The sequence below is a fragment of the Nguyenibacter sp. L1 genome, assembly GCF_035199985.1.
GTDB lineage: Bacteria > Pseudomonadota > Alphaproteobacteria > Acetobacterales > Acetobacteraceae > Gluconacetobacter > Gluconacetobacter vanlangensis.
This window is the reverse complement of sequence record NZ_CP127015.1, coordinates 3,692,031-3,707,348: the sequence shown is the minus strand read 5'-3', so window position 1 is coordinate 3,707,348 and position 15,318 is coordinate 3,692,031. Positions and strand designations below refer to the sequence as shown.

Below are 15,318 nucleotides of genomic sequence, written 5' to 3'. Positions count from 1 at the left end.
CCGGGTGCCTCATTCCTGCGCCCCTCATTCCGTCCCCCTGGCCCAGGCGATGCGCCGCAGGCAGACGAAGGCGACCAGCATCAGCGCTGCCTGCAGGGCCGCCACCCCCAGCAGCAGCGCGCCCCGGCCGGACAGGCCGGCCAGCAGCGTCAGCCCGTCCAGGGCGGCGGACAGGCCGGCGCATTGCCCGACCACCGAGCGGCGCAGGGCGGCCGCCAGCACGCCGCACAGGATGGCGGCCAGCGCCGCGACCAGGGCCGGCCGGCCGGCGGCGTCGAGCAGGCCGCGCGGCACCGCGACCACGGCCAGGACGGCGCAGGCGAGTCCGCCGGCGAGGCAGAGCGTGCGCTCGCCCGGGCGGGGGGGATCGTCCTCGAGCCGCGCCAGGCCCCAGGAGAGCGGCAGGATGGACGCCGCCACGCACAGCGCGGCGAGGCAGGGCAGCACCGGCCGGGGCGTCTGCCACGCGGCGGCGAGCAGGGCCGAAGCCGTGACGCCGCCATGCCACAGCAGGGCGGCGCCGCGCATCCCGGACAGGAGGACGGAAAGGACGATCAGGGTGCCGAGCAGGAGCGGGAGCATCAGCCGAAATCCCGCCCGGCGAAGAGCACCACGACCGCGAGCAGGGCGAGCAGCAGGGCGAGCAGCAGCCGCGCCCGCGCGGCCCGGTCCGGCGCCAGGACCAGCGCCCGCGCCGCGACGAGCGCGCCCGCCAGCAGCGCGGTGCGGGCGAGCCAGGCGAGGATGGCGCCCGGCAGGGCTGCCGGGACGCCCCCCAGGACCTCGCCCGGCAGGGCGAGCGCGGCGGGCCAGGCCAGGTCGCCCGCCAGGGTGAGCCAGGCCAGCAGCGACAGGTCCGATGCCAGGTCCAGGGCCGCGCGGTCGCGCCCGCCGGCGTCGGCCGGCGGGTCGGGGGCCGGGTTGGGCCCAGGGTTGGGCCCCGGGTTGGGCGATAGCCCGAAGGGCGGGCTGCCGGGGGCCGGCGCGTCGGAGCCGGCGAGCAGCAGGGACAGGGCCGCCAGGACCAGCGGCGTGCGCGATCCGGCCAGCTCGGGGTCGTGCAGGCGGGTGAGCATGGCGTCGAGGGTGGTGCTGCCGGTGGCCAGCATGGCGACGGCGAGCAGCAGGGGAAAGACGGTCTGCGCCAGGGCCAGGGCGACGATGCCGCCGACCGCCTGCCGGCCGGAAGCCGCCACGCCCGCGGCCAGGCCGGGCAGCAGGGCGGCCAGCCGCGCGGCGCCCAGCAGCGTGACCAGCGCCAGCAGGTCCGACAGGCCGGCGGACGGCAGGCCGAGCGCGAAGGACGGCACCAGCGCGCAGGCGGCCAGGGCGGCGGCGAGCGCCAGGCCCGGCGGCAGGTCGCCACCCGCCGCGCGCAGCCCCTGCCGCCTGGCCTGCGCCAGGATCAGGCGCCAGCGCAGCAGCACCGGCGGGGGCGCCGCCCCGCCGAGCCGGGCGGCGCCGGCGTCGATCGCGCCGCGCAGGAGCGGCGCCAGGGCCAGCATGAGCGCCAGGTGCAGCGCCAGCAACAGGCCGCCCAGCGGCCCCCCGATCCATCCGGAATAGGCGATCATGAATGGGTGATCATGAATAGGTGATCATGGGCGGGTCCAGAGATGCAGCAGAGCCGCGAGCGCGAACCAGAACAGGACCAGCTTCATGGCGTGGCGCGCCGCGAGATCGGACAGGCGGTCGGCGAGAAGCCGCCCGGTCCGGCCCGTGCGCCGCGCCGCACGGGCCGCGCGCCAGGCCGCAGCGCGGGTGGCCCGCCCGCCGCCCAGCACGCCGTCCAGCCGGCCGGCGAACAAAGCCGGGCCGGCCTGGGTGGCCGGGTCGCCGAACGGCATCCAGGGCGGGGCCGGCGGGGCGCCCTCGGCCCAGGCGGGCGCGGGGCGGGACGGCGCCGCGCCGGCGCGGCGCGCCAGCAGGCGGACCAGCCCGGCGGCGGCGGCCAGCAGCAGGGCCAGCCCGGCCGGGTTGAAAGCGCCGCCGCCGCCCGGCGCGGCCAGGGCGAACAATCCGGGTTGCGCGCCGACCGGAATCGCCGCGCCCGACAATCCGGCGGCCTGCCAGCCGGCGGCGCGGGTCAGCCACAGCCAGGCGCCGGGCAGCAGCCCGATTGCCCCCACGACGCCGAGACAGGCCAGCGGGACATGCAGCCGGGCCGGCGGCGGGTCGGCCGCGCCGGCGGCGCGCGGCGTGCGCGGCCGGCCGAGCAGCAGGCCCGTCCCGAGGCGGAGTGCCGCGAGCAGCAGCAGGCCGGACGCCGCGCCCGCGCCGCACAGTGCCAGCAGCGGCGGGATTTCCCCCGCCAGCACCCCGGCGCGCGGCAGGGCCAGCACGGCATGCAGCAGCAGCCAGAAGGCGGCGAAGCCGGCCAGCGGCGGCAACGCGCAGGCGCCGGCCAGCGACAGGGCGAGCAGGCCGGCCGCGCGCGGCATCAGCCCGGCTAGGCCGCCGGCGCGATCCAGGGCCAGCGTGCCGGCGGCCTGGCCGATGTCGCGCAGCAGCAGGATGGCGGCCAGCAACGCCATGCCGACGCCGCCCAGCAGCAGCGCCAGGGCGCGGAACGCCCCCAGCGCCAGCAGCGGCAGATCGTCCGCGCGGCCCACCGCCGCCAGCCCGGCCAGGGTCAGGGCCAGCCCGCCCCAGGCGGCCAGCATGCCGCCGAGCGCGCGCGCCGCATCGGGGGCCGCGAGCGCGCGCAGGCCGCCCGCCAGGGCGAACAGCAGCCCCGCGGCGGCGGTCAGGGCGCCACCGAATGCGGCGGGCGGCGCGGCAAGCGGCGTGGAAGGCCAGTCGACCAGCATGCGCACCGCGAAACAGGCGCCCGCGACGAGCCCGGCGAGGTCGCGCGGGGTGGCGGGCGCCGTGTGGCGGGCCCCGCCGAAGGGCAGGAGCGACAGGCCCATCAGGCCGGCGGCGGCAACCAGGACCGGCAGGGGAAGCGCCGCGTCGCGCCAGGCGGACGGCAGGAGCGCGGCGGCCAGGGCGATGGCGAGGACGCAGGGGGCGGCCTTCGGCGCGGGGCGCAGCAGCGCGGCCAGGGACGCGGCGCCGAGGCAGCAGAGCAGCGGCTGGCCGGTCGCCACCGTCAGCCCGGCGCAGGCCAGGGCGGTGTCGGGTTTCGTGCCGGGCGCCGCGGTGGCCAGGCCGATGGCGGCGAGCACGAGCAGGAACGGCAGGGACAGCGCATCGACATGCGGCAGGGCCAGGACGGCCGGCAGCATGCGCGACGGGGCGGCCAGGGACGGCAGGCAGGCCATGAGCAGCGCGGGCAGCAGCACGGCGGCCCATCCCGCGCGCAGCAGCACGGCACGGGCCGGGCGGGCGCCGGGTGCGTCGGCGGCGAGGCCGGCGAGCAGCAGCCCGGCGAGGGCGGACAGAAGAACGAGCGGAAGGATGCGACCAGTCCCCGAATCACCGGCCGCCGGCAAGGCGGCCGAATCGTCGTGCCATCAAATCACGATACCGCAATCGCGGCGCCCTGAAATCGATCGTCCCGCCAAATCGTCGCTGCCCAAATCGTCGCTCCCCAAATCGTCGCTCCGTTGTACATGTGGGTGCACATGTGGGCCGGCCGGGCCGTCAGATCATCGCGAGCGGGATCTTGCGGGTCGGCGGGGGGAAGGAGCGGTCGATCGTCGCCAGGTCGTCGTCCGACAGCGCGATGTCGGCAGCGGCGGCGTTTTCGCGCTGGTGGGCGACGCTGCCGGCCTTGGGAATGGCCACGAGATTGGGCTGGCGCAGCACCCAGGCCAGCGCCACCTGGGCGGGCGTGGCCGGTCCCATGGCGGTTTCGTGGCGGGCGGCGATGCGCGCCAGCACGGGGGCGCGCAGCAATTCCCCGCCCTGCCCCAGCGGCGAATAGGCCATGGTGACGACGCCGCGCCGCCTGTCGGCCGGCAGCAGGTCGAATTCCACGCCGCGATAATCGAGGCTGTAGAGGATCTGGTTGGCGGCGCAGGCGCCGGCCGGCGCGAGGCGGGAGAGGGCCGCCATGTCGTCATCGTCGAAATTCGACACGCCCCAGGCGCCGATCAGCCCGTCCTGCTTCAGCCGCTCGAACGCCTCGACCGTCTCGTCGAGCGGGATGCCGCCCTGCCAGTGCAGCAGATAGAGGTCGATCCGGTCGGTGCCGAGGCGGCGCAGCGAGGCGCGGCAACTGGCGGGCATGGCGCGGCGCGAGGCGTTGGAGGGCAGCACCTTGGTGACGAGGCAGACATCGTCGCGGCGGCCGGCGATGGCCTCGCCCACCAGGGTTTCGGAGCGGCCGTTGCCGTACATCTCGGCCGTGTCGATCAGTTTCAGCCCCTGGTCGAGGCCGGCGCGCAGGGCGGCGATTTCCCGCGCGCGGCGGTCGGCGCGATCGCCCAGGGTCCAGGTGCCCATGCCCAGAGCGGGTATCGTGGTCCCATCGGGGAAGGTGACGGAGCCCATCATGGCGGATCGTCCTTCTGCTGCGGTGCGCGGTCGGGTGCGTGGTCCGGTCAGCCCTTGCGGGCCCATCCTTTCGCCTGCTGCTGCCAATAGACCAGGGTGTGCCCCCCTGCCCGCGCCGCGGTCCAGCGGAGGCGGGCGGCGGCCACGGCGTCGGGGTTGCCGCCGTCGAACAGGTCGAAGACCCGTTCGAACGCGGCGGCGTCGGGGCAGTCGAGATCGTCGACCAGGAACAGGTAGGTCGCGCCGTTGGGCACGTCCTGCCCGTCGGTCAGCCAGATCGGCTGCAATGCGCCATGGCCCATGGCGGCGCTGCCATGCGGCAGCCAGACCGGATCGGCGGATTGCCACAGGGCGTCGTCCAGCGCGCGGACGCGCGCCGCGTCGCGGCAGCGCAGCACGGCGCGGCGGCCGGACTCGAGCGTGCGGCCCAGCAGGGCCGGCAGCGCCTGTTCGGGCGTCGTGCGCGTGAGGTGGTAGAAGCCGATTTCCGCCATCGGACGCCCCCCTTTTCCGTCAGTCCGGATGATGGTCGCGGACGAAGCGGTCGAGCAGGCGGACGCCGAAGCCGGTCGCCCCCTTGGGGGTGCAGGGCGCCGCCTTCTTGGCCCAGGCGGTGCCGGCGATGTCCAGATGCGCCCAGGACACGTTATTGACGAAATGTTCGAGGAACTTGGCGGCGGTGATCGATCCGGCGGGGCGGCCGCCGACATTCTTGAAATCCGCGACCTCGGAGCGCAGCTCGTCCCGATAGGGTTCGGAGATGGGCATGCGCCACAGTTTCTCGCCCGTTTCCTCGCCCGCCGCGAAGAGCTGCCGGGCCAGGTCGTCGTCGTTCGAGAACAGGCCCGCGCGTTCGTGCCCGAGGCTGACGACGATCGCGCCGGTCAGGGTGGCGAGGTCGACCATCAGGCGGGGCTTGAAGCGGTCCTGGACGTACCACAGCACGTCGGCCAGCACGAGGCGGCCCTCGGCGTCGGTATTGATGACCTCGACCGTCTGGCCGGAGCAGGTGCGCACCACGTCGCCGGGGCGCTGGGCGTTGCCGGACAGCATGTTCTCGACCAGTCCGACGGCGCCGACGACGTCGACCGGCGCCTTGCGCCCCGCCAGGGCGGCCATCAGCCCGACCACGGCGGCGGCGCCGGCCATGTCGGTCTTCATTTCCTCCATCCCCGCGGCGGGCTTGATCGAGATGCCGCCGGAATCGAAGGTCACGCCCTTGCCGACGAAGGCCAAGGGCGCGGTGCCGGCGGCCCCGGTACCGGCGGGGGCGCCGTTCCAGCGCATGATGACGGTGAAGGGCGGCGCGTCGCTGCCCTGGGCGACGCCGAGCAGGGCGCCGAAGCCGAGTTCGGCCATCGCGGCGCGGTCGAGGATCTCGATCTCGACCCCCAGGTCGCGCAGGGCCTCGATCCGCTCGACGAAGGCGGGGGGGCGCAGCAGGTTGGCCGGTTCGCCGACCAGGTCGCGCGCCAGGCAGACGCCGCGGACGACCGCCGACAGGTCCCGCCATGCGGCGGCGGCCCGGTCGGCGTCGGGGGTCAGCACGGTTACGCCGGCGAGGCGCCAGGCCGCATCCTCGGCCTGACGGGTGTGGTAGCGGTCGAAGCGGTAGGCGGCCAGCGCGGCGCCGGCGGCGACATGGGCCTGCAGCGCGGCCGGCACGCCGTCGGCAGCGATCGCGGCCGCGTCGGTCAGCTTGCCCAGGGCGGTCACGGCCGCGCCGGCGGCGGTTTCGACCGCACGGACGCCGCATTCGGCGAGCTTGCCCAGTCCGACCAGCAGGATGCGGTCGAACCCGCCGCCGGGGGCGAGCACCATGCAGGTGCGGCCGCCGGCGAAGGTGAAGGACGCGGCCTGGACGGCGCGGGTCAGCGCGCCGCCGGTCGCGTCGTCGGCGGCGGCGAAGGACGCCGGGCGAGGCGCGTCCTCGGCCGCCAGGAGGGCCAGGACGCCGCCGGCGGGAAGGGCGGCGGAGGAGAAAGCGGTCTGCAGCATGGGTCAGGCTCCTGGACGTGCGGGTGTTCCCCGAATTTGACGCCAGAATGACGCAAGCGCGCGCCGCTGTCCAAAGCCGCGTCGGCGGGGCGGCGGCGGCATGCCCCGAAAAGGGGGTCGGAAGGGGGGATGCTTCGGAAGGCACATCGAGAGAAGACGTATCGAGAAAGGCGCATGACGCGCGGCCATGAGTGGAGTAAGCGGGAGGCATGAATTCAGAATCTCCATCTCTTCCGCAACCCGCTCTGCTGCAATCCGGCGACGCCGCATTGCTGGACCTGGCCGCGCGGCTGGCGGGCGAGGCCGCGGAGCTGATCCGGGCCATTCGCCGGCGCGGTTTCGAGACGGTCACGAAATCCGATTCCTCGCCGGTGACGGAGGCCGACCATGCGGCCGAGGCCCATATCCTGAAGGGGTTGCGCGCGGCCGCCCCGCATATTCCGGTCATCGCCGAGGAAGAGGCGGCGGCCGGGGTGCGGATCGAGGCGGGCGAGACCTTCTGGCTGGTCGATCCGCTGGACGGCACGCGCGAATTCGCCGCCGGGCGCGATGATTTTACCGTCAATATCGGCCTGGTGCGCGGCGGGCGGGCGGTGCTGGGCGCGGTGGCGCTGCCGGCCTATCACCAGCTTTACACGGCGCATGTCGCGACCGGCGCCCGGCGCATCGACGAATCGGGCGCGCACGCGATCGCCGCCCGCGCCATTCCGCCCGAGGGGCTGACGGTGCTGGCGTCGCGCCATTATGCCGACGATCCGCGGCTGGCGGCATTTCTGGGCGGGCAGCGGATCGCGCATCTGGGCAATATCGGCTCGGCCGCGAAATTCATCCGCGTCGCGGAGGGGCTGGTCGACCTGTATCCGCGGCTGGGCACCACGATGGAATGGGATACCGCCGCCCCGCAGGCGGTCGTCGAGGCGGCGGGCGGCAGCGTGACCCTGCTGGACGGGTCGCCGCTGCGCTATGGCAAGCCGGACTGGCGCAATCCGCATTTCGTCTGCGTGGGAAAGCGGGAGCATTCGTGAGCGATTGGGATTATCATCCGGCGGAAGGGAGCGGATGGCGCGGACATGACGGAACGCCTGGAAGCAAATGACGCCGGGATCGCCCGGGCGGCGGCCCTGCTGCGCGCGGGCGGCCTGGTGGCGTTCGGGACCGAGACCGTCTATGGCCTGGGGGCGGACGCCACCAGCGACGTCGCGGTCGCGCGGATTTTCGCGGCCAAGGAACGGCCGCGCTTCAACCCGCTGATCAGCCATTTTCCCGATGCCGAGTCCGCCTTCGCCGAGGCGGCGCCGGACGAGCTGGCGCGCCGGCTGGCCGAGCGGTTCTGGCCGGGGCCGCTGACGCTGGTGCTGCCGCGCCGGCCAGGCTGCACGATTTCGGACCTGGCGGCGGCCGGCCTGCCGTCGGTGGCGGTGCGCGTGCCGCGCGGCGCGGTGACGACGGCGCTGCTGCGCGCCGTGGGGCGGCCGGTGGCGGCGCCGTCGGCCAACCTGTCGGGCAAGGTCAGCCCGTCGGATGCCTATCACGTGCTGCGGGGCCTGAGCGGGCGGATCGACGCGGTGCTGGATTCCGGCCCCTGCCCCGTCGGGGTGGAGAGCACGGTGCTGGACCTGACCGGCGATTCGCCGGTGCTGCTGCGTCCGGGCGGCGTGACCGTCGAGGCGCTGGCGGAGATCTGCGGCCCGGTCTCGCATCCCGACGATTATGCCGACACGCTGCCGGCCGCGCCCGGGCGGCTGGCGTCGCATTACGCGCCGGGCCTGACGGTGCGGCTGGATGCCACGGAGGTCGCGCCGGACGAGGCGCTGCTGGCCTTCGGCCCGGCGCTGCCGGGCGGGGGGCTGACCTGGAACCTGAGCCCCGAGGGGCATCTGGACGAGGCGGCGTCGCGGCTGTTCGCGGGGCTGCGTTTCCTGGACAGCGAGGGAGCGCGGCGCGGGCTGACGCGGATCGCCGCGATGCCGATCCCGCGTACCGGGCTGGGCCTGGCCATTCGCGACCGGCTGCGCCGGGCGGCGTCGCCCCGGCCGGGCTGAGGGATCGCGCGCGGCATCCATGAGCGACAAACTCGACCCCAAGGAACTGAAGATCCTGTCGGACATCCTGGCGCTGGTCCTGGAGGACCAGCCGGGGCAGTCGGCGAACGCGCTGGAGGCGATCCGCAACCGGGCGCGGCGCAACGGCACGACCGGCGGGGCGCTGAAGAACCTGTTCACCGCGATCGCGCCGAACCCGCCGGCCCGCGCCCAGCCGCGCCCCCGCGCGCCGCGCGCCGCCGGGGCACAGGAGATGCAGGCGGCGCGGGCGCGGATTTCGCAACTGACCGAGAGTCTGAACAAGCTGGACCTGGATCTGCGCAGCGCGCGGGCCCGCAACGAGGAACTGCGCTCGCAACTGTATCTGACGCAGCAGGCGCGGGCGGAGAGCCAGGCGGCGCTGTCGATGATGCAGGCGCGCCCGGCGGCGCCGCGCCGGGCGGCGGTGGCCCTGGCGTTCGCGATCGGCGCGCTGGCCGGCATTGCCGGCACCGAGATGCTGCACGTGCTGAACCTGCCCGCCCTGCCCGACCGGGCCGTGGCGGCGGACTGACCCAGCCCCCCCCGCCAAACCATCGCCCTGGCCCCCTGCCCCAGACCACCGGAATCCCGATTGCCATGACCGACCGTTCGCTGCCCAACGCCCCGTCCGCCGCGCTGCTGCACCGTCTGGGCGCGCTGCTGGGTCCGTCCGGCATGCTGACCGCCGAGGCGGATGTCGCGCCGTACTGCACCGATTGGCGCGCGCTGTATCGGGGGCGCGCCGCCGCCGTGCTGCGCCCGGCGGACAGCGCCGCACTGGCCGCCGCCGTGGCGATGTGCGCCGAGGCGGGCGTCGCGATGGTGCCGCAGGGCGGCAATACCAGCATGGTGGGCGGGGCGACGCCCGACGAAAGCGGGCGTGAGGTCGTGATCTGCCTGTCGCGGATGAACCGCATCCGGCGGATCGATCCGGTGGACCAGACGATGGAGGTCGAGGCCGGGGTCACGCTGAAGGCGGCGCAGGATGCCGCCCGCGCGGCGGGGATGCTGCTGCCGCTGTCGATTTCGTCGGAAGGATCGGCGCAGATCGGGGGCGTGCTGGCCACCAATGCCGGCGGCAACAACACCGTGCGCTATGGCAATGCGCGCGAGTTGGTGCTGGGGCTGGAGGCGGTGCTGCCGGATGGCGGCGTGTTCCATGGGCTGCGCCGGCTGCGCAAGGACAATACCGGCTATGCCCTGCGGCATCTGTTCGTGGGGGCGGAGGGGACGCTGGGCTTTATCACCGCCGCGATCCTGCAGTTGCAGCCGCAGCCGCGGGCGGTCGAGGCCGCCCTGTGCGCGGTGGCCGACGCGGATGCGGCGCTGGCGCTGTTCGCCGCGTTTCGCGACCAGGACCCGGCGCTGATCCAGGCATTCGAATATATGTCGGGCGCGGGGATGGACCTGGTGACGCGGCTGGTGCCCGGGGCGAGCCTGCCGTTGGCGGAGCCGGCGCCGGCCTATGTGCTGGTGGAACTGGCGACGCCGCGCCGCGACGCCGATCTGCGCGCGGCGCTGGAGGCGGTGCTGGGCGGCGCGTTCGAGGCGGGGACCGTCAGCGACGCGGTGATCGCCGAGAGCGAGACCCAGCGCCTGGCGCTGTGGAAGCTGCGCGAGGAGCATGCCGAGGCCCAGCGCCGGGCCGGGGCCAGCGTGAAGAACGACGTATCGGTGCCGGTGTCGAAGGTGCCCGCGCTGATCGAACGGGCGAGTGCTGCGTGCGCGGCGCTGATCCCGGGGATTCGGCCCGCGCCGTTCGGCCATATCGGCGACGGGAACATCCATTTCAACCTGGTCCAGCCGGAGGGCATGGACCCGGCCGCGTTCCTGGCGCAAGACCATGCGATCATGGATGCGGTCGCGGCGGTCGTGCGCGACCTGGACGGATCGTTCTCGGCGGAACATGGGGTCGGGCGGCTGAAGCCCTATATGATGCCCGCGTGGCGCGGCGGCGCCGAGCTGGAGACCATGCGGCGGATCAAGCGGGCGATCGATCCCGCCGGACTGATGAACCCGGATGCGATCTTCCCGCCCGCCTGACGATCGGGAGGGCGACCGGGATGACGGCCGGCGGGGTGACGGCCGGCTCTGGCGCCGAGGCGCGGGGGGAGCTACACAGCCCTATGTCGATCGTCCCGCCCCAAGACCGTCCGTCGCCGCGATCGCGGCTGCCGATGCTGGACCGCTATGTCCTGCGGCAGTTGCTGGCGGCGCTGGTGGCGACGACCGGCGGCCTGGCGGCGCTGATCTGGCTGACGCAGTCATTGCATTTCGTGTCGCTGGTGGTCGAGCGCGGCCTGTCGCTGCGGGTGTTCGTCGAGCTGACCAGCATGCTGGTGCCCTCCTTCGTGGCGGTTATCCTGCCGATCACGACCTTCGTGGTCGTGCAGTTCGTGTATCAGCGGCTGGCGGGAGACCGGGAATTGACGGTGATGCGGGCGGCGGGGCTGTCGCCGTTCTTCATCGCGCGGCCGGGGCTGCTGTGCGCGGGATTGTCGGTCGCGTCCTGCATGGTCCTGAATCTGTGGATCGTGCCGATGTCGTTCCATGCCTTCAAGCAATACGAGTTCCAGATCCGCAACCGGATGGCGGCCTTCCTGCTGCAGGAGGGGGTGTTTACCCCCGTGTCGGACACGATGACCGTCTATGTGCGCAGCCGCGACCATGACGGGACCCTGCACGGCATCCTGGTCGAGGACGACCGCCAGCCCGACAACCCGTCGACCATCCTGGCCGAGCGCGGGGTGATGCTGGTGGTGGGCGAGCAGCCGCGCGTGGTGCTGTTCGACGGATCGCGGCAGGAAATCGACCGCCGGACCGGGCGGCTGAACGTGCTGACCTTCGACCGCAACACGATCGACCTGACGTCGGGGCATGGGGACCAGGCGCGCTATCGCGACGCGGCGGAGATGTCGCTGCGCGAATTGCTGCATCCCGACCCCCGCGTGGTCGCGCCCCGGGACCGGGGCAAGTTCGCGGTCGAGGCGTGGCGGCGGCTGACGGCGCCGTTCACCGCCTTCTCGTTCGCGATGATCGGGCTGGTCAGCGTGCTGCGCGGCGCGTTCTCGCGCCATGGCAACATCATCCGCCCGGCGGTGGCGATCATGAGCGTGGTGGGGCTGCTGGCGCTGAGCCTGCTGGTGCAGAACCTGGCGGGGCGGAATATCGCGCTGGTGCCGCTGATGTGGATCGAGGCGATCCTGCCGGGGCTGATCTGTGCGGCGCTGCTGTTCGTGCCGGAATTGCGGCAGCGCGGCGCGAGCGGGCCCGATGCGCGGGGCGCGGGGCCGCTTCCGGCGGAGCCGGCGCGCCCATGACCGTTTCCGTCACACTGTCCTTCTATATCGCGCGGCAATTCACGCTGGCGGTGATGGCGATGGTGCTGTCGCTGACGGGGCTGGTCTCGCTGTTCGATTTCATCGACCTGCTGCGGCGGGCGGCGACGCGGCCGAACGTGCCGACCAGCCTGGTCAGCGAGATCGCGGGGCTGCACGTCCCGTATTTCATGATCGAGATCCTGCCGTTCGGGGTGCTGCTGGGCGGGATCGTGTGCTTCTGGCGGCTGACGCGGTCGTCCGAGCTGATCGTGGCGCGCGCGGCGGGGATTTCGGCCTGGCAGTTCCTGACCGGGCCGCTGGCCTGCGCGCTGCTGATCGGCGGGCTGGCGACGGCCGCGCTGTCGCCGCTGTCGTCGCTGATGTACCGGCGGGCGGAGACGCTGGACAATGTCTATCTGCGCAGCGGCGGCGGGCCGCTGGACCTGTCGGGCGGGGCGCTGTGGATCCGCCAGGCGGATACCGGCCTGGCGCCGCACGGGGTCGCCATCCTGCATGCGCGCGGCGTGCACGTGCAGGCGGGCGTGCTGGAGATCAGCGGGGTCAGCGTCTTCCGGCTGGACGATACCGACCATATGATCCTACGCGTGGAGGCGCCGCGCGGGCGCCTGGGCCGCGGGGTGTGGGTGCTGGAGGATGCGCGGACGATCCGGGCGGACCATCTGCCGCAGCCGGTGGGGCGCTTCGTGATGGCGACCGACCTGACGGTGGCGCGGGTGCAGGAGAGCTTCGCCTCGCCCGACACGCTGTCGGTATGGGCGCTGCCGGGATTCATCGCGCTGCTGGACCGGTCGGGGTTTTCGTCCATCCGGCACAGGCTGCATTTCCAGTCGCTGCTGACCCTGCCGATCCTGGCCGGCACGATGGCGCTGGTCGCGGCGGGGTTTTCGATGCGCCCGACCCGGCGCGGCGGGGTGGCGCGAATGATAGGCGGCGGCGTCGCCGCGGGGTTCGCGCTGTTCACGATCTCGAAGGTCGCGGCGCAGTTCGGCGAATCGGGTGCCATGCCGCCGCTTCTGGCGGCCTGGGCGCCGACGGGGGCCGGGCTGTGCCTTGCAGTGTCGCTTCTGCTTCATCTAGAAGACGGATAATGCCGAACCCGATATCCCGCCGCCCGTCAGTCCGCCTTATGGGCCCCGTTGCGGGCCGGCATGCGCAGGCGCGCGGAACCCTGCTGACCGCCACGATGCTGGGCAGCACCCTGCTGGGCGCGGCGATCCAGGTCCATCGCGCCCATGCGCAGGCGATATCGACCAAGCCGATCCAGGTCCAGACGGGCGCGCCGGCCTCGGGCAACGAGCCGGTGACGTTCCAGGCGGACAAGGTGACGTACGACAACGCCAACGGGATCGTCACCTGGTCGGGCAATGTGCAGATCTGGCAGAACGACCACGTGCTGCGCGCCGACACCGTGACCTATGACCGCAATACCGGCCTCGCGGCGGCGAAGGGCAATGTCGCGCTGGTCCAGCCCGACGGCACCGTGCTGTTCAGCGACTATGCCGAGCTGAGCGGCGGGATGCGCAATGGCATCATGACCCGCGTGCACGCCCTGATGAGCGAGAACGCCAAGCTGGCCGCCAACGGCATGCGCCGCACGGACGCGAAGGTCAACGACCTGGCGCGGGCGGTCTATACGGCGTGCGCGATCTGCGCCAAGCACCCCGAGCGCCCGCCCTTCTGGCAGTTGCGGGCCTATGACGCGATCGACGATACCGAGCACAAGCGCATCGAGTTCCGCGACGCCTATATCGACATGCTGGGCATTCCGGTCATGTACCTGCCCGTCTTTTCGATGTCCGATCCGTCGGTGAAGCGGCAGAGCGGCTTTCTGACGCCGGGGCTGACGCCTTATGACCGGTATCTGGGAAGCTATGCCACCATCCCGTATTACTGGGTGATCGACGGGCAGTCGGACATGACGATCCAGGCCCTGCTGTCGACCCGGACCGGGCCGCAGGTCAGCAGCCAGTACCGCAACGCGCTGAATTTCGGCACGCTGAACATCCTGGCCGGGCTGGCCTATGACACGCACCGCGAGGGCGCGTTCGTCAACACGTTCGGCAACACCACCGGATCGACCAACGACCACGGCATCCAGGGCTTCGTCTTCGCGCAGGCCCAGGCGTCGATCTCACGCGAATGGCGGACGGGCGCCAACATCAACCTGGCGACGTCCGCGAACTATATGCGCGATTACCGCGTGACCGGGTATGGCCAGGAGACGCTGGCCTCGAACGTCTATCTGGAAGGGTTCGGGACCGGGGCCTATGCCCGCGTGGACGCCCAGGCCTATCAGGGCCTGAACCAGGGCACCATCAACAACAACCAGCTTCCGTGGGTGCTGCCGCGCTTTACCTACAGCTATTTCGGGCAGCCCGATGCGCTGGGCGGGCGGCTGTCGGTGGATACGACCGATTTCTACGTCTTTCGCACCGTCGGTGTGAGCGACCAGCGGGGCCAGTTGGCGCTGAACTGGGACCGGCCGTTCCATAACCGGCTGGGGCAGTTGTGGAAGCTGACGCTGCGCCTGGATTCGACGCTGTACCAGGCGACCGACCTGAACGAGCAGCCGCTGTACGGCCTGACCAAACGATCGGCCACCAGCGGGCAGGCCCTGCCGACCATGGCGCTGCGGATGAACTGGCCGTTCCTGCGGACCTTCGCCAGGGGAAGGGGCACGCAGATCCTGGAGCCGATCGCCCAGGTGATCGCGGCGCCCAACAGCGGCAACAGCCGCACGCGCAACATGCCCAACGAAGACAGCCTGGCCTATGAGCTGACGGATTCGACGCTGTTCTCGCTGAACCGCTATGCCGGCACGGATCGGCTGGATGGCGGGCTGCGCGGCAATTTCGGGCTGCATGGCAACTGGACCTGGAACGGCCATGAAATCGACACGCTGGTCGGCGAGAGCGTCCAGGAGCATATCGACCGGAACCGCATCCCCTATTCGGGGTTGAGCCACCATCTGTCCGACGTGGTGGCGCGGGCGCGGCTGGCGCCGAACCGTTTCGTCGATTTCACCGGGCGCGTGCGGGTGGACCCCTATGCCAAGCGGGTCGATTTCGGCGACGCGCTGCTGAGCACCGGGCTGACGCATTTCCATGTGACCGGGGGCTATGTCTATGAGCCGGTGACGCCCTATTACTATTATGCCACCAACATCCAGACGGGCAACCCGCCGGCGGCCTATTACGTCAAGACCAACGAACTGACGATGGGAGCGTCGGCCAACTGGGCGGCCTATCACGTGTCGGGTTTCGTGCGGCGCAGCCTGTCGCGCGAGCAATTCGTCGCCATGGGCGGCAATGCCGGGTACCAGAACGACTGCTTCGGCTTCAACATCATGTATGTCAAACAATATACCTCGATCGGCGGCCAGCAGCGCAATTCGACCATCATGTTCACCCTGACCTTCAAGACGATCGGTGCCTTTGGTATCCATGGCTGACCCGATGCGTAAGAGACCGAGC

General features: G+C 72.4%; 13 protein-coding genes. 7 read left to right on the top strand and 6 right to left on the bottom strand.

Annotated features, from left to right (window positions below; translation table 11 throughout):
* Window positions 1-24: 24 nt before the first annotated feature.
* The 6 genes from QN315_RS16695 to QN315_RS16670 all read right to left on the bottom strand — a co-directional run bounded on the left by QN315_RS16695 (window position 25) and on the right by QN315_RS16670 (window position 6,441).
* On the bottom strand, window positions 25-582 hold the full coding sequence (locus tag QN315_RS16695) for a hypothetical protein (RefSeq protein ID WP_323990477.1): 558 nt from the start codon (window positions 580-582) through the stop codon (window positions 25-27).
* Window positions 582-1,574 carry a hypothetical protein gene (locus QN315_RS16690; protein ID WP_323990476.1) on the bottom strand — a complete coding sequence of 331 codons (993 nt, stop codon included), beginning with the start codon at window positions 1,572-1,574 and terminating at the stop codon, window positions 582-584. Before QN315_RS16690 ends, QN315_RS16695 begins: the two co-directional genes overlap by 1 nt.
* A 24-nt stretch (window positions 1,575-1,598) precedes the next feature.
* Window positions 1,599-3,437 (bottom strand): hypothetical protein, encoded by a 1,839-nt coding sequence (locus QN315_RS16685; RefSeq protein WP_323990474.1) that lies wholly within the window; start codon window positions 3,435-3,437, stop codon window positions 1,599-1,601.
* Window positions 3,438-3,588: 151 nt separating this feature from the next.
* Window positions 3,589-4,443, bottom strand: a complete 855-nt coding sequence (locus QN315_RS16680) for an aldo/keto reductase (protein ID WP_323990472.1) — start codon at window positions 4,441-4,443, stop codon at window positions 3,589-3,591.
* Window positions 4,444-4,490: 47 nt separating this feature from the next.
* The gene (locus QN315_RS16675; RefSeq protein ID WP_323990470.1) at window positions 4,491-4,937 is read right to left on the bottom strand and encodes a DNA polymerase III subunit chi; all 447 of its coding nucleotides are present in this window, start codon (window positions 4,935-4,937) and stop codon (window positions 4,491-4,493) included.
* A 19-nt stretch (window positions 4,938-4,956) separates the two neighbouring features.
* Window positions 4,957-6,441, bottom strand: a complete 1,485-nt coding sequence (locus QN315_RS16670; protein WP_323990468.1) for a leucyl aminopeptidase — start codon at window positions 6,439-6,441, stop codon at window positions 4,957-4,959.
* A 209-nt stretch (window positions 6,442-6,650) separates the two neighbouring features.
* On the opposite strand from QN315_RS16670, the gene cysQ reads away from it, so the two are divergent.
* The 7 genes from cysQ (at window position 6,651) to QN315_RS16635 (ending at window position 15,296) form a co-directional block, all read left to right on the top strand.
* A complete protein-coding gene (gene cysQ / locus QN315_RS16665; RefSeq protein WP_323990467.1) occupies window positions 6,651-7,466 on the top strand; it encodes a 3'(2'),5'-bisphosphate nucleotidase CysQ in 816 nt (271 codons plus the stop codon).
* Window positions 7,467-7,511: 45 nt separating this feature from the next.
* Entirely contained in the window at window positions 7,512-8,483 is a 972-nt protein-coding gene (locus QN315_RS16660; RefSeq protein WP_323990465.1) for an L-threonylcarbamoyladenylate synthase, read from the top strand.
* 19 nt (window positions 8,484-8,502) lie between these two features.
* On the top strand, window positions 8,503-9,036 hold the full coding sequence (locus tag QN315_RS16655) for a hypothetical protein (protein ID WP_323990463.1): 534 nt from the start codon (window positions 8,503-8,505) through the stop codon (window positions 9,034-9,036).
* A gap of 65 nt (window positions 9,037-9,101) precedes the next feature.
* A complete protein-coding gene (locus tag QN315_RS16650; protein WP_323990461.1) occupies window positions 9,102-10,547 on the top strand; it encodes an FAD-binding oxidoreductase in 1,446 nt (481 codons plus the stop codon).
* An 83-nt stretch (window positions 10,548-10,630) separates the two neighbouring features.
* Entirely contained in the window at window positions 10,631-11,824 is a 1,194-nt protein-coding gene (gene lptF, locus QN315_RS16645; RefSeq protein ID WP_176641066.1) for an LPS export ABC transporter permease LptF, read from the top strand.
* Window positions 11,821-12,933: an LPS export ABC transporter permease LptG gene (gene lptG, locus QN315_RS16640; protein ID WP_323990459.1), complete on the top strand. Its 1,113-nt coding sequence runs from the start codon at window positions 11,821-11,823 to the stop codon at window positions 12,931-12,933. The genes lptF and lptG overlap by 4 nt, the downstream gene beginning before the upstream one ends.
* 38 nt (window positions 12,934-12,971) lie before the next feature.
* A complete protein-coding gene (locus tag QN315_RS16635; RefSeq protein WP_408904544.1) occupies window positions 12,972-15,296 on the top strand; it encodes an LPS-assembly protein LptD in 2,325 nt (774 codons plus the stop codon).
* Window positions 15,297-15,318 lie beyond the last annotated feature (22 nt).

Bases quoted from the DNA above. Each gene is read 5' to 3' on its own strand.
- QN315_RS16695 (WP_323990477.1), bottom strand. From the start codon at position 582: ATGCTCCCGCTCCTGCTCGGCACCCTGATCGTCCTTTCCGTCCTCCTG.
- QN315_RS16690 (WP_323990476.1), bottom strand. From the start codon at position 1,574: ATGATCGCCTATTCCGGATGGATCGGGGGGCCGCTGGGCGGCCTGTTG.
- QN315_RS16680 (WP_323990472.1), bottom strand. From the start codon at position 4,443: ATGATGGGCTCCGTCACCTTCCCCGATGGGACCACGATACCCGCTCTG.
- QN315_RS16675 (WP_323990470.1), bottom strand. From the start codon at position 4,937: ATGGCGGAAATCGGCTTCTACCACCTCACGCGCACGACGCCCGAACAG.
- QN315_RS16670 (WP_323990468.1), bottom strand. From the start codon at position 6,441: ATGCTGCAGACCGCTTTCTCCTCCGCCGCCCTTCCCGCCGGCGGCGTC.
- cysQ (WP_323990467.1), top strand. From the start codon at position 6,651: ATGAATTCAGAATCTCCATCTCTTCCGCAACCCGCTCTGCTGCAATCC.
- QN315_RS16660 (WP_323990465.1), top strand. From the start codon at position 7,512: ATGACGGAACGCCTGGAAGCAAATGACGCCGGGATCGCCCGGGCGGCG.
- QN315_RS16655 (WP_323990463.1), top strand. From the start codon at position 8,503: ATGAGCGACAAACTCGACCCCAAGGAACTGAAGATCCTGTCGGACATC.
- QN315_RS16650 (WP_323990461.1), top strand. From the start codon at position 9,102: ATGACCGACCGTTCGCTGCCCAACGCCCCGTCCGCCGCGCTGCTGCAC.
- lptF (WP_176641066.1), top strand. From the start codon at position 10,631: ATGTCGATCGTCCCGCCCCAAGACCGTCCGTCGCCGCGATCGCGGCTG.
- lptG (WP_323990459.1), top strand. From the start codon at position 11,821: ATGACCGTTTCCGTCACACTGTCCTTCTATATCGCGCGGCAATTCACG.
- QN315_RS16635 (WP_408904544.1), top strand. From the start codon at position 12,972: ATGGGCCCCGTTGCGGGCCGGCATGCGCAGGCGCGCGGAACCCTGCTG.